12 protein-coding genes are annotated in these 12,648 nt (G+C 69.9%); 4 read left to right on the top strand and 8 right to left on the bottom strand.

Features of this window, described 5'->3' with window-relative positions:
* Positions 1-45: 45 nt before the first annotated feature.
* The 5 genes from HG543_RS56635 to HG543_RS44220 form a co-directional block, all read right to left on the bottom strand.
* On the bottom strand, positions 46-174 hold the full coding sequence (locus HG543_RS56635; RefSeq protein ID WP_281404530.1) for a hypothetical protein: 129 nt from the start codon (positions 172-174) through the stop codon (positions 46-48).
* Positions 175-338: 164 nt separating this feature from the next.
* Positions 339-1,913: an ATP-binding protein gene (locus HG543_RS44235; protein ID WP_169350984.1), complete on the bottom strand. Its 1,575-nt coding sequence runs from the start codon at positions 1,911-1,913 to the stop codon at positions 339-341.
* Between the two features lie 63 nt (positions 1,914-1,976).
* Positions 1,977-3,830 (bottom strand): ATP-binding cassette domain-containing protein, encoded by a 1,854-nt coding sequence (locus HG543_RS44230; RefSeq protein WP_169350983.1) that lies wholly within the window; start codon positions 3,828-3,830, stop codon positions 1,977-1,979.
* A 35-nt stretch (positions 3,831-3,865) separates the two neighbouring features.
* A complete protein-coding gene (locus HG543_RS44225) occupies positions 3,866-4,801 on the bottom strand; it encodes a universal stress protein (RefSeq protein ID WP_169350982.1) in 936 nt (311 codons plus the stop codon).
* Between the two features lies 1 nt (position 4,802).
* Complete coding sequence (locus tag HG543_RS44220) at positions 4,803-6,140, bottom strand: cation:proton antiporter (RefSeq protein ID WP_211194577.1); 1,338 nt, start codon at positions 6,138-6,140, stop codon at positions 4,803-4,805.
* Positions 6,141-6,535: 395 nt separating this feature from the next.
* On the opposite strand from HG543_RS44220, the gene HG543_RS44215 reads away from it, so the two are divergent.
* Entirely contained in the window at positions 6,536-6,694 is a 159-nt protein-coding gene (locus tag HG543_RS44215) for a hypothetical protein (RefSeq protein ID WP_169350981.1), read from the top strand.
* Positions 6,695-6,841: 147 nt separating this feature from the next.
* On the opposite strand, the gene HG543_RS44210 is transcribed toward HG543_RS44215, so the two are convergent.
* Together HG543_RS44210 and HG543_RS44205 are read right to left on the bottom strand one after the other, a co-directional pair.
* Positions 6,842-7,033: a CsbD family protein gene (locus HG543_RS44210; protein WP_169350980.1), complete on the bottom strand. Its 192-nt coding sequence runs from the start codon at positions 7,031-7,033 to the stop codon at positions 6,842-6,844.
* Between the two features lie 97 nt (positions 7,034-7,130).
* Positions 7,131-8,519, bottom strand: a complete 1,389-nt coding sequence (locus HG543_RS44205; RefSeq protein WP_169350979.1) for a M57 family metalloprotease — start codon at positions 8,517-8,519, stop codon at positions 7,131-7,133.
* A 339-nt stretch (positions 8,520-8,858) separates the two neighbouring features.
* Between HG543_RS44205 and HG543_RS44200 the strand changes: the two genes are divergently transcribed.
* The 3 genes from HG543_RS44200 (at position 8,859) to HG543_RS44190 (ending at position 11,841) form a co-directional block, all read left to right on the top strand.
* Entirely contained in the window at positions 8,859-10,634 is a 1,776-nt protein-coding gene (locus HG543_RS44200; RefSeq protein WP_169350978.1) for a methyl-accepting chemotaxis protein, read from the top strand.
* 116 nt (positions 10,635-10,750) lie between these two features.
* Entirely contained in the window at positions 10,751-11,251 is a 501-nt protein-coding gene (locus tag HG543_RS55915) for a hypothetical protein (RefSeq protein ID WP_343073592.1), read from the top strand.
* A complete protein-coding gene (locus tag HG543_RS44190; RefSeq protein ID WP_169350976.1) occupies positions 11,248-11,841 on the top strand; it encodes a head protein in 594 nt (197 codons plus the stop codon). The genes HG543_RS55915 and HG543_RS44190 overlap by 4 nt, the downstream gene beginning before the upstream one ends.
* A gap of 7 nt (positions 11,842-11,848) precedes the next feature.
* Here HG543_RS44190 and HG543_RS44185 read toward each other — a convergent pair.
* On the bottom strand, positions 11,849-12,648 hold an 800-nt coding region (locus HG543_RS44185; protein WP_211194576.1), incomplete at its 5' end, for a phytoene desaturase family protein.

Raw genomic sequence — 12,648 nt, 5'->3', positions numbered from 1 at the left:
CTCCCGGCCCCGCCGGCAGATCTCCCGCACCAGTGCCGCCGTCTCTCACGGCGCTCGCAGGGACGTGTAGACCTCCGCCTCCGGAATCATCAACTCCGTGGCGACGAACCGAACCTGCGCGCGGTCCTCACCGGGCAGCTCCAAGGTGCCGTCAGGAGAGATCCATTGCTCCATGGCAATGACGTGCTCCCATGCAGGTACTCGCGGTCCCACATTCCACCCCCGGGGCTCCAGCGCATCGAGGCTGGAGCAGCGCGCCAGACTGGCCGCGCCAGCCTAACGCGAGAATGCGTGACTTGAGCAGCCAGCGACGGTGAGCCACAGGAGTCGGGCGCGACTCACGCCCGGAGCACGGTCACCTTGCGGCCCGAAGGAGCCTGGGCCTGTTCGAAGCGCGTCCGGGAGTCGGCATCACCGGCCTCCCGGCGCCGGTCGAAGACGACGAGCACGCCCTCGTCGAGACTCAGCCGCTCCAGGTACTCGTCGAGCTGGGCGAGCCCCTTGGGCAGCGGGTCCTTCTCCCCTTCTCGCCACACCTTCAGCTCCATCGCCTGGCGCTGCCAGCGGCGCTGTCCCGCCTCGGAGTAGGGCCACCGCACCAACAGGTCGATACGCCCCCTGCCCACACCGTACTCGCGGTCCACGAACCCGCCTCCGTTGACCACTCGGTGCAGGAACGCCATGAGCACGAGCTGCGGCGCGACCTCGTGGTACGAGAGCCCCGCCGTCAGCACCTCGCCGTGCTCGCGCCAGAAGGTGGCGAACTCGCGGAGCAGGCGGTCGAAGTCCAGCCGGCCATCGGGGAGGACGAAGCTCCTCGGCTCGGCCTGCACCTGCAGCTCGGCGTCTCCCGCGAGCACCCGGGCAATCACCTCGTTGTAGATGGGGTTTGCCACCCGCACCGGATTGCTCGGAGTGAGCAGGCCCAGGTCGCGGGCGTACTGCACATCGTCCTGGTAGCTGTCACCCGAAGTCAGCGTGCCCGCGAGCACGGGCTCCAGCACGCGCCGGATGCGGGGCTCGTGCAGCCGTGCCACCAGCGAATCCAGGTGCGTGACACGGGCGTAGATGAGTCGCTCCTTCGCGGCCTCCACATGGTCGATGGTGATGGGCTCGCTGACCGGTATCCCCATCTCCTCGATGACCTCCCGAGCGAGAGCATTGACCAGCCAGGGCTGACCGGCCGTCAGCTCGAAGGCGCGCGCGAGGGCCTGCTCGGTGAAGGGCTGACCCGTGTCCGCGGTGTGCTGCTTGTAGAGTTCTTCGACCTCGTCCCGATCGAAATCGCCAAGCCGCAGCGACTTGAGCTTGATGTTGAAGGGACTCGCGGTACCGAGCCGGTCCGCGTCGCCTCCACTGGCGGCCTTGTAGTCGCGGACGTCCCGCAGGCCGCACAGGATGATGGAGGCGGGAAAGGCCCCAGGGCGGTTGGGGAAGCCACTGCGGAGCTGACGGAGCACGCTGATGAGGCTCTGACCTCGAAGGGCATCAATCTCATCGAGGAAGAGCACCAGGGGACGCGGGCAGGCGCCCGCCCATGCGGAGAGGGCCGTTCCCAGCAGCAGGCTGTCAGGCGCTTCGGGAAAGGGCGGCGGCTGTAGCTCCTCGGGCAGGGAGAGACTCGCGCCGAGGCGCAGGTTGGCCAGGATGGCCCGCTGCGCCTCGCCGAAATCGTCGCCCGCCGCCTCCCCCACCTCGCAGGAGACATAGAGCGCTGCGTACCGCCCCGAAGCCGTGAGTTCCTGAGCCAGCGCACGAATCGCCGTGGTCTTCCCCGTCTGCCGGGGCGCATGGACCACGAAGTACGCCAACTGCTCGACCAGCCCGGGCGCCTCGGGCAGCCGGCGCTCGGCGGGAATCATGTAGTGCCAGTCCGGGCGGCACGGGCCCGCAGTGTTGAAGCGGCGCGGCATGGACTCAACCTGCACTGAGCGGGAGGCCGGCGCAAGGAGGCAGGAGAGGGCGCGGCGGGGACCTCAGTCCCTGTACCCCCGCGCCTGCAACCGGAACAGGTGCGCATACCGCCCGTCCAGTGCCATCAGCTGGTCATGGCTCCCCAGCTCCTCCACGCGCCCGTTGTGGAGCACGGCAATCTGGTCCGCCATGCGCACCGTGGAGAAGCGGTGCGAAATCACAATCGCGATGCGGTCCGCCGCCAACGCCTGGAAGCGCTCGAACAGCGCATGCTCCGCCTCCGCGTCGATGCTCGCCGTGGGCTCGTCCAGAATCAGCACCTCCGCGTCGTCGCGCATGAACGCCCGAGCCACCGCCAGCTTCTGCCACTGGCCCGCCGACAGCTCCTGCCCCTTCTCGAACCAGCCGCCCAGCATCGTGTCGTACTGCTTCGGCAGCGCCTCAATCACCGCGCTCGCCCCGCCCTCCTCCGCCGCCCGCACGATGCGGTTGCGGTCCTCCAGCGCCGGCACGTGCCCCAGGCCGATGTTCTCCGCCACGTTGAACTGGTAGCGCACGAAGTCCTGGAACACCGCTCCGAAGCGGCTGCGCAGGTCCTCCACGTCCATGTCCCGCAGATTGACTCCGCCGTAGAGGATTTCCCCCTCCGTCGGCTCGTACAAACGCAGCAGCAGCTTCACCAGCGTGCTCTTCCCCGCCCCGTTCTCCCCCACCAGCGCCAGCTTCTGCCCCGGCCGCAAGGTCAGGTTTATGTCCCGCAGCGCCCACGCGTCCTTCCCCGGATAGCGGAACGACACGTCGCGCAGCTCAATCGCGTTCCGATGCCCGCGCGGCGGTGACTTCGCCGGCAACACCCGCGTCGCCTCGCCACCCGTCGGGATGTCCAGGTACGCGAAGAGGTTGCTCATGAAGAGCGCGTCCTCGTACATGGAGCCGATGCTCGTCAGGATGCCCTGGAACGCCGCCTGCCCCTGACGGAACACGCTCAGGTACAGCACCATGTCGCCCACCGAGATGGCTCCGCCCGCCGCGCGCCCCGCCACGTACAGGTAGCAGCCGTAGAAGGCCGCCAGCGACAACAACCCCAGCCCCAACCCCCAGCCCATCCTCTTGAAGGCCAGCGCCCGGTCCTCCGAGAAGAACTTCTGGAAGAGCGTCCGGTACCGCCCCAGCACCAGCGGCCCCAACCCGAAGAGCTTCACCTCCTTCACGTGGTTGTCCCGCGTGAGAATCCACTCCAGGTAGTTCAGCTTGCGCCCCTCCGGCGCCCGCCACGAGTACAGCCGGAAGCCCTCCGCCGCCAGCCGTGCCTCGGCGATGAAGGCCGGAATGGACGCGGCCACCAGCACCGCCACGCTCCACGGCGACAGCGAAATCAGCAGCGCCGCGAACGTGGACAGGGTGATGCCGTTGCGCACAATCGAGAACACCTGCATCACCAGCGACAGCGGACGGCTGTTCGCCTCGCGCCGCGCGTTCTGCATCTTGTCGTAGGTGTCCGAGTCCTCGAAGTGCCGCAGCTCCAGCTGCAGCGCCTTCTGGAGGATGCGCTCATTGAGCAGGTTCCCCAGGCTCGCGCGGAGCAACTCCCGCGTCAGCGTCAGCCCTCGCTCCACCACCGCCGAGCCCAGCATCAGCCCGAACTCCAGCCCCACGAGGCCGTACACCCGCGAGCGCGCCTCCAGCGAGCCCTGCGCCGCCGCCACCACCGTGTCCACGATGAGCTTGCCCACCCAGGCGATGCCCGCGGGCAGCACCGCCGCCATCAGCGTCAGCGCCCCCAGCAGTACCGCCAGCTTCGGGCTGGCCGCCCAGAAGAGACGGAAGGTGCCGGGGAGCTGCTTGAAGAGGCTGCCCGTGTTCTTCAGGCGGGCCAGCAGCGACGGAGGCGGAGTGGATGCAAGCGGAGGTGGCACGGGGCGCTTTCATAACGCGCCCCCCTGCTTTCCGCTCAAGGCACTGTGGGCGCGTGCCTCGCCACCAACACGTCGCAGCCAGCCCGGGCCAGCACCCGCTCCGTCAGCGGTGTGCGCGCCTCCGCCCCCGACATGGCCAGCGCCAGCAGGTCCGAGCCGCGCTCCGCCGCCTCGGACAGGATGCCCTCCGGCGCCTCGCCGCTGCGCACCCGCGCCTCCAGCTCGCGGCCCGTCTCCCGGTAGGGCGCGAGGAAGCGGACGAGCGCCGTGTGCGCCGCGCGCTCCCGCTCCTGCCGGAGGAGGAGCCACTGCTCCGGAGGCGCCCCCAACGAGCGCAGCGTCTCCTCTTCCACACGCGTGTCCACCACGTGCAGCACGTCCACCGGCGCCGGCGCGGGGCACAGCCGCAGCGCCAGCTCCAGCGCCCGCCGCGACGCGCGCGAGAAGTCCACCGCGACGAGGGGCCGCGCGTAGGCGCGCACCGGGTGCGGCACCACCACCAGCACCGACGCGCCCAGCCGGCGCACCATGCGCCGCACCATGGAGTCCGCCGCCAGCTCCTTCACGGGGTACGTCACGAGCGGCCGGCCCAGCACCACCAGCTCCGCCCCCAATTCGGCCGATACCTCGGACGCCGTCTCCACCGGGTCACCCTCGCGCAATACCTCGCGCACGTCCACGTCCACCCGATGGCGCAGCCTGCGGCACACCGCGGCCGTGGCCTTGCGCAGACAGCGCGCGCCGGGCACGGTGCCGTCAGGGCCGTTATGTCCGTCCAGCGGCGGGCTGGCGTGCATCACCGAGAAGACGCCTGCCTGTCCCAGGGGCAGTCGCAGTGCCCTCGCCAGGGCGAACTCGGAGCGCAGGGAGAAGTCCGTCCCCACGACGATGCGTGATACCCCGCGCTGACCGCGGATGAACCCGGCGGGCAGCAGCGGCCGGGTCATGTTCGAACGCTCGTACGCTCTCATCTCACATCCCTCCTTCCGCCTCTCTCAGTTCTTTAGTGTGCGTGTGAAGACCCGGTGACACGTGTTCTCGGGTCCAAGGCCGCCGCCGGGTGGACCGTCGCTCCACGAGCAACCGCCGCACACCGATGATGAAGAGCCCCGTGAGCAGAAGATTCAGGGCCAGCGACAGCAGCGCCACCGTGGTCGCCGGGCCGCCAATACCGTAGCCGAGCGAGACCACCAACACGCCCGCGCCCACCTCGCCGCGCGGGAACATTCCCAGACACAGCGCGAGCCGCTCCCGCCAGGTGGCCTCCCGCCGGTAACACAGCAGCGGAAACATCTTCCCCAGGTTGGACAACAGCGTCACCGCCACCACGTGCACGGCAATCATTCCCCAGCCGGGAAACGCATTGCGCGCCTCCATCACCGCCGCCGGCACGTCCGCGAAGCGCTCGCGCGTCTGCGCGTTCACCGCCCCGGCCGCGTCGCCGATGAGCAGCGGCATCGACAGGCCCACCAGCACCATGAAGGCGCCCGACACCCAGGTCGCCACGCGCTGCTCCCTCAGCGCGTCCGGGCCCGGCTGCGCGCCCACGTCCGCGTCGTGCTCGTCCAGGCCGTGCTCCGGCTTGCGCATGATGCAGCCCAGCACGAAGGCGGGCAGCAGCACCTCCAGGTGCACCGGCGCGTCCGGGTCCAGCCAGCCGGTCCCCAGATAGAAGGCCTCGCACAGGCCCGTGACGACCACCGCGTACGCCATCACCCACGGCCACGCGTACGGCAGCCGCAGCGCGTGCAGCCACCGCCACGCCGCCCACAGCAGCACGCCGATGATGACCACCACCGCGAGCAGCTGCGGGCGGAAGCCCACCATGAGGACCTTCAGGGGCACCATCAGCAGGATGGTGTCCAGGTCGTCGAAGATGGCCAGGACGCGGGCCTTCTTGAACACCCACGTGGCCCCCAGCCCCGCCGCCGCCAGCATGGAGAAGAGCACCCCCGCCGACGTGGGCGCGGCGAAGCGGCCCTGCAGCAGCGCCTCCTTCCATTGCCAGCCATGGCCCCACAGCTCCGGCGGGGCCAGCACGAAGACGAAGTAGAGGGTGACGAACACCCAGGGGAACGCCGCCGCGGTCGCCGCGACGACGTAGTCCCAGCCGTAGGAGCGCAGCCGCCCGCGGTCCAGGTCGAACTCGTGTCCGACGTGAATCATGATGAACGACAGGCCCACCATGGTGAGCAGCCGCACCGCGAGCGCCACCGGCTCCGCGAGGGCCTCGCCCAACAACGGCGGCAGAACCTGGGACAACACCAGTCCCCCCAGCAACAGCAGCGAGAACAGCAGCACCTTCCGCATCGAGCGCACCCTCCTTTCACGGGCTCTTTGCGGGCAAAACGCCCGCAACACCGGCGCCGCGTCCGGAAATCCAGAGCTGCTGCTGGCGGGAGGCCGCGCGTTCGGAGGGGACGCGGGCGGGCAGGCTCAAAGCTTCAGGGAATGCGGGTCTTCGTCACCCCGTGGACGGGCACCCTGAAAAATCTCCAGCGTCGGGGTGCGCGTATCACACCCGGGCGCAGCAAGCCGTGCATCGCCGAACGACGGTTGGCTGACTTGGCCCGTCCGAAGGGCAACAGAGCGACTTCGGAGGGCCGCATCGGGCTCGGCCAGCTCTTTGCAGAAGAGGTCTGGCGGCAGCGCTCGGTGCAGTCGGTGGCGGGTCGGACGGGTAGCGGGAGAAGGGGGAAGTGCCAATGCGCGGGGTCATCACCGGACGAGAGGTGGTCGCCAACCTGGGGCTCATCTACCGGGAGTTCGGGGCGGGATGCGTCCTGCGCTGCTTGTGGGTCATGCTCAGCGGGAAGACCACCACGTTTCTCGAGGTGGCCTGTCCGCCGGTGACGAAGCGGTAGGCAGCGGGACGCGGGCCGCGGGAGGACGACTCCTCGCGGCCCGATTCATGTCCGGACCCCTGGGGCTCCGGAGGCTTTGAAGAAAGCGAACGGGCCGCGAGGGGAGTGCCCCGCGGCCCGTTGCTTCATCCAGCGCGGAGGTGCGGACTAGAGCCCGTCACCGCGCGGCTTGTCGGGGTCCAGCGCGTCCTTGATGACACGCTTGGCGTCCTCGACCTTGCCCTTGATTTCGCCCTTCGCCGTGTCGCGCTTGCCCTCGGCCTCCAGCTCGCGGTCACCGGTCGCGACGCCAACCGTTTCCTTCACGCGGCCCTTGGCCTTGTCGGTCCACTCACCCATGACGGCCTCCTTCGGGTTCAGACTGCGGATGCAATGAAGGTGGCCATGCGGGGAGCGGCGTGCAGGCGACGAGCGCCCGCACGCCCGCATGCTCACCTCAGGGTGCGCCGCGGCGGCCCTGGGCGCGGCCGGTGAAGATCCAGTGGTCCATGGCGGCCGGGTAGTTGGTGGCGCCGAAGGCGGCCTGGAGGTCCGGGTTGCTGGCCAGGTAGTACTTCACGTCGAAGTCCGCCGAGGCGCGGCGGCCCTCGAAGAGCCCCTGGACGCGCCAGTGGTCCAGCGCGGCGGCGTAGTTGTTGCCGAAGGCGGCGGCGAGGTCGGCGTTGGCCGCGAGGTAGTACCGGACGTCGAACTCCAGCGACGAGCGGCGGCCCTCGGGGATGCCCGCGGTGAGGAAGTGGTCTCGCGCGGCGGTCCAGTTCGTCGGCCCGAAGGCGGCGACGAGGTCACCGTGGATGGCCAGGTAGTAGCGCACGTCGAAGTGCGCCGAGCTGCGACGGCCCTCGGCGGTGCCCGCGCCGGCCCAGTGGCTGCGCGCCGCGTCCCAGCCGGTGGCGCCGAAGGCGTTGGTGAGGTCGCCGTAGTTGAGGAGGTAGAACGGGACGTCCACGTCCCGGTCCGCCAGCGGCCCGTAGAGCGCATGCGCGCCGCTCACGTCCGCGCCGGTGAGCACGAGGTCCCCGCGGTTGGAGCCGTTGCACTGCGGGTAGTGCATCACCGAGGCGGCGTCATACCCCGTCAGCGCGCGCCAGTTGTTGTCCTCGAAGCACGTGCGCGACTCGGGGCGGGTGTGCTCGTGCCGGAAGCCGAGCGTGTGGCCCAGCTCGTGGCGCAGGATGCCGGTGAGCGTCCACGGCGCGTTGTTGCCGAAGGAGGACGCGTCGATGAGCACGTTGCGGCTGGCGCGCGGGTAGCTCGGGAAGAACGCGCGCGCGAGGTAGCCCTGGCCGCTGGTGGGGCGCACGTCGAAGATGACGTTGGGGTTGCTGGCGTTGCAGTTGCCGTCCTGGTCGCTCCGGTGCTGGAAGCGCACGTTGACCTGATGCCAGGCCGCGGCGGCCTGGGCCATGGCCTGCACCACGGTGTTGTAGTTGGAGCCGAAGGCCGTGCTCACGCAGTAGGGGATGTTGCGCTGGCGCGAGTAGCCCCACCGGTCATCCGCGCCATTGACCCGGTTGACGATGAGCGGCGCGCGCTGCGTGCCCAGCCCGTCCTCTTCCCCACGCGCCTCCCGCACATAGTCCTGGTACAGCTCGCGCAGCCCCTTCTCGCCCAGCACCGGCACGTCCCCGTCGATGACGTAGATGTCCGTGTCCGATTCGTGCCACGCCTGGGCACGGAACTGCTCGAACGTCATCACCGGCTCGCGCGCCGCGGCCTCCGGCGCCTCCAGTGCCTCACCGCACCCCACCAGCCCCAGCGAGGCGAGCCCCGCGACCCACAGCACGCGCGCGCGGCGCGACGGACCGTTCGAAGACAGCGTCATGGATGGACTCCTTCATTCATGCGGGGAGCAGCCGCTCCCCGGATGGAGGTCAGCGCGCCCGGGACGCCGCTCACGGCGCCTCCCGGAACGCGGCCGGAAGCAAGCCATCTCCTCGTCCCGCGCTCCAGAACCGGGCGGGTAATTCAGGTTTTAATTGTTTTGACATCCCAGCCGGGCGGGGCCGCTTCCGCGCGCAGGCAGAAGGCCGCGTTGGCGCCGCTGTGACTCGCGGTACTTGCCCGTTCAATCCACTATTACTGGAAGTTGATCGGGACATTGACGCGAAGCGGCTCCCGCCGCAGGCTGGGGCGACTGCCACCCTGGAGACACGGCATCACGATGTCCACCACCACGCTTCCGTCCCCTGGCGCGCTGATGCGGCGGATGTTCCTGCTGCGCAGCCTCATCACCATGGTGGCCTTCACGCCGGCCCTCTACGTCGACATCCAGTTGCTCGACCTGAAGACCGAGCATGAGCTGAAGATCTTCCTCGGCGTCATCACGCCTCTCGTGATGGGGTGGTGCGCGACGGCGCAGCCCATCATGGTGATGGTGTGGCTGTTCCGGCGCGCCCTGGGTTCCGAGGGGGCCCTGCGGGTGGAGCGGCTGATCCGCATCCCCTTCCAGCTGACCTTCCTCGAGTCGATGTTCTCGTGGGCGATGGGCGGCGTGCTCTTCAACGGCGGCGTGGTGCTGCTGCTGGACCGGCCGCCGTCGGTCATCCTGGTGGGCGTGGCGGTGGCGGTGAGCGCGGGTCTCTTCAGCACGCCGCTCATGTACATGGCCTTCGAGCATCTGATGATGCCCACGGTGATGGACGCGTACCGGAACGCCCCCGGCGCGAAGCCCGCGGGTGACGGCTTCGCCCCGCGTCAGCTCTGGCTGCTGCCGGCCACCGTCGTCTCCGCGCTGCTCGTCACCGTGCTCACCAGCATCGTCACCCTGAACCTGCGCCTGGAGCGGAGCCTGAGCACGCTGGCGACCGACATCCAGAACCAGGGCGAGACGGGGGCGGCGGAGCGTGTGCGAGCCACCATCCAGCCGCTGCGCAGGGACCTGGTGCTGCCGCTGGCGATGTTCGGCGGCTACGCGGCGGTGGGCTCCATCTTCATCGCGACCTTGGCGGCGCGCCGGCTGGCGAAGGGCGCGCGGGCGGTGGGCAGCTCGCTGGAGGCGCTGGTGGAGGGCCGCGCCACGCCGCCGCAGTGGGTGTCCACGGACGAGCTGGGCGACCTGGCGGCCAACACGTGGCAGCTGTACCAGCGGCTGCAGGAGCTGCCGCGCTCCCTGCGCACGTCCGCCGGGGACCTGGCGAGCGCGGGCCACCGGCTGTCCCAGGCCAGCAGCCAGCAGAACCAGACGCTGTCGCGGCAGGCGGCGGCGCTGCACCAGGCGCGAGCCACGGCGCAGGAAATCCAGCAGGCCTCACACGTAGCGGCGTCCCGCGCCACCAGCATCCTCCAGGTGGCCGAGAAGGCCGCCTCGGTGGGCAAGCTGGGCGAGGAGTCGCTGGCGGGCACGGAGAAGGGGCTCGCCTCCATCCGCGAAATCGCGGCCGGGCTGCACGAGCAGATGCTGGATTTGGAGCAGCGCGCGCGCGAGGTGGGCCGGGTGTCCGAGGTGGTGAAGTCGCTGGCGGACCAGTCGCACATGCTGGCCATCAACGCGGCGATTGAAGCGACGCGCGCGGGCGAGCACGGCAAGGGCTTTGGCGTGGTGGCGCGGCAGATGCGCGACCTGGCGGACCAGTCCATCCAGGCCACCAATCAGGTGCGCGGGCTGCTGGAGAACATGGCCACGGCCACGCACCACGCGACGAGCATGTCGGACCAGGGCGTGGAGGGCGTGGAGACGGCGCTGGCGCCGCTGCGCACCAGCGGCGAGCGCCTGCGCGAGCTGGCCGCGCTGTCCCAGGAGTCCGCGATTGCCGTGCGTCAAATCACGGAGGCCGTGTCCCAGCAACACCACGGCGTGGATCAGCTCTTCGCCGCGGTGCGGGAGCTGGACGAGCTGACGACGGACACGCTGCGCCACCTGGACACCACCCAGCAGGCGGCCACCGCCGTCACCCAGGCCACCGGACAGGTGGCCCAGCTGGCCGAGCGCTACGTCTGAGCGGAGCGGCCTCACGGCCGACAGAGCATCTGGGAGAAGGGACCTGCACCTTCGCTTGCCTGGGTGGTGTATAGGCCCCCCCCTCCATGCGCACGGTTCCCCCCGCAGGAATCGCGGTGGCACTCCTCGCAGTCCTGCTCACCGCCTGCGGTTCCGCCCGCCACGTCGCCCCGCCTCCTGTCAGCGAGCTCTCCCGCTTCGTGCTCTTCATCCGGGAACTGCCCGATGGCACGGTCACCCACTCCTGGCGCCGCGCTGACGAGCTCGACCTCTCCCAGTACAGAATTCAGGCACGCTCGCGGAGCACGGCTCGACGCATCCAGCCCGTAGTGGCCCAACCGCGCGACTGCGACGAAGAGAACCGGGAGTGCATCCGGAAGTGCATGTCGCGCGAGCTGAAGGAACTCCAGGTCCGGGAGTTCACGACTGTCGACAGCGCCGTGGACTGGCTGAAGCGCAATCGCGAGGAGGTCTTGGTGGGAAGCGTGGTCGTCGTGGCGGGCGTCGCCTTCGTGGTGCTCTCCGCCGGCGCGGCACTCATCGTCCTCGCCCCCGCGGTGCTCCTGGCCGATCCTGCGACTGCATCCGAGCCCCGGATGGCGGAGGTCTCTCCATGACCGCGGACAGGAAGTTCCATTTTCGGGTCCTGAACCTCTTGGGGCGGCTCGGGGAGGAGTCCACGTCCGAGGAAGACAGGGAGTATCTCGATGCCGCCATGAGCGCGCTCGACTTCATCTCCCGGACCGGTCAGTCCCATGACTTCGAGGCCTATCGAGAGAGCGTCCTGCACAACGCGCCCCCGCTCGTCATCGCGACCTTCGACACGCACGAGAGCGCCGAGACCTGGCTGAGGAACCATCCCCACCCACCGTGCGGCGCCCACGTGCTGATTGCCGGCGAGTACCACGACGTCCTCTGCGACTCCGACCTCCAGCGCCGCTATCTGCCTCGCGGCCTGACGCTCGAGTACTACCTCCGGGAGATGCTCGACGCCGGGCTTCCCGAGCCGGTGGCCACGTTCGACACCCTGGCGCAGGCCCGCGACTGGGTGGACAGCCAGCCAGAGCCGCCACGCCAGGTCGTCATCGTCATTGCCGGCGAGCCCCACCTCGTCGCGTACCACGACAGGGTCGGCGTCCGCTCCATCTACCCGCTCTCCCGGGCCGCGGCGCCAGGGTCCATCAACTCCACCGTGGAACCCGAATAGCCGCGGCTCACCCCACCCGCGCCCGGGCAGGCGCCTCGCCCGCGTCCAGCGGCGGCACGTACGGCCAGCCCGGCAGCGGCCCCTTGCCGGCCTCGCGCGTGAGGTAGTCCGCCGCGATGTTCGCGCTCTCCATGATGGTGAGCAGCCCGCTGCCCGGGTGCGTTCCGCCGCCCACCCAGTAGAGCCCCTCGATGTCGCGGTTCTTCACCTTCGGCCGCAGCGGCCCCAGCTGCAGCCACGTGTGCGACAGGTTGAACACCGCGCCGCGGAACACGTTGAAGTCGTCCCGCCACGTCTCCGCCGTGAAGTAGCGCTCCTCGCGGATGTGCTGCTTCACCCCCTTGAGCCCCACCTTCTCCAGCATCTGGGGGATGCGCTCGCGCAGCTTCGCCTCCGTGTCCGCCCAGTCCACGTCCCGCGACGTGTTCGGCGTGGGCACCAGCACGTACAGCGTGGAGTGCCCCTTCGGCGCGCCCGACGGGTCCGTCACCGTCGGGTTGCACACGTAGAAGGGCGGGTCGTCCACGTCCACGTGCCGGTCCTCCAGCGCGTCCCGGTCCGTGCGCCGCGCCGACTCCGACAGGTAGATGAGGTGGTGCGGCAACTCCGAGTACACCGTGTCCAGCCCGTAGTACGCCATGAAGGTGCTGCACGAGTACTTCGCCTTCTCCAGCGCCGCGTCCGTCAGCCGCGAGCCCTCGCGCGCCTCGGCCGGCAACAGCTTCGTCGCCGCGTACGCCAGGTCCGCGTTCACCACCACCGCGTCCGCGTCCAGCCGCTCGCCGCCCGCCAGCGTCACCCCCACCG

Origin of the sequence: Pyxidicoccus fallax, from assembly GCF_012933655.1 — a bacterium.
GTDB lineage: Bacteria > Myxococcota > Myxococcia > Myxococcales > Myxococcaceae > Myxococcus > Myxococcus fallax.
Note: the sequence above shows the minus strand (reverse complement) of the source record. Positions and strands in the feature narration are given on the sequence as shown.

Excerpts from the sequence above, each read along its gene's own strand:
- HG543_RS44210 (WP_169350980.1), bottom strand. The coding sequence starts at position 7,033 with ATGGGTGAGTGGACCGACAAGGCCAAGGGCCGCGTGAAGGAAACGGTT.
- HG543_RS56635 (WP_281404530.1), bottom strand. The coding sequence starts at position 174 with ATGGAGCAATGGATCTCTCCTGACGGCACCTTGGAGCTGCCCGGTGAG.
- HG543_RS44235 (WP_169350984.1), bottom strand. The coding sequence starts at position 1,913 with ATGCCGCGCCGCTTCAACACTGCGGGCCCGTGCCGCCCGGACTGGCAC.
- HG543_RS44225 (WP_169350982.1), bottom strand. The coding sequence starts at position 4,801 with ATGAGAGCGTACGAGCGTTCGAACATGACCCGGCCGCTGCTGCCCGCC.
- HG543_RS44200 (WP_169350978.1), top strand. The coding sequence starts at position 8,859 with ATGTCCACCACCACGCTTCCGTCCCCTGGCGCGCTGATGCGGCGGATG.
- HG543_RS44215 (WP_169350981.1), top strand. The coding sequence starts at position 6,536 with ATGCGCGGGGTCATCACCGGACGAGAGGTGGTCGCCAACCTGGGGCTC.
- HG543_RS44220 (WP_211194577.1), bottom strand. The coding sequence starts at position 6,140 with ATGCGGAAGGTGCTGCTGTTCTCGCTGCTGTTGCTGGGGGGACTGGTG.
- HG543_RS44190 (WP_169350976.1), top strand. The coding sequence starts at position 11,248 with ATGACCGCGGACAGGAAGTTCCATTTTCGGGTCCTGAACCTCTTGGGG.
- HG543_RS44205 (WP_169350979.1), bottom strand. The coding sequence starts at position 8,519 with ATGACGCTGTCTTCGAACGGTCCGTCGCGCCGCGCGCGCGTGCTGTGG.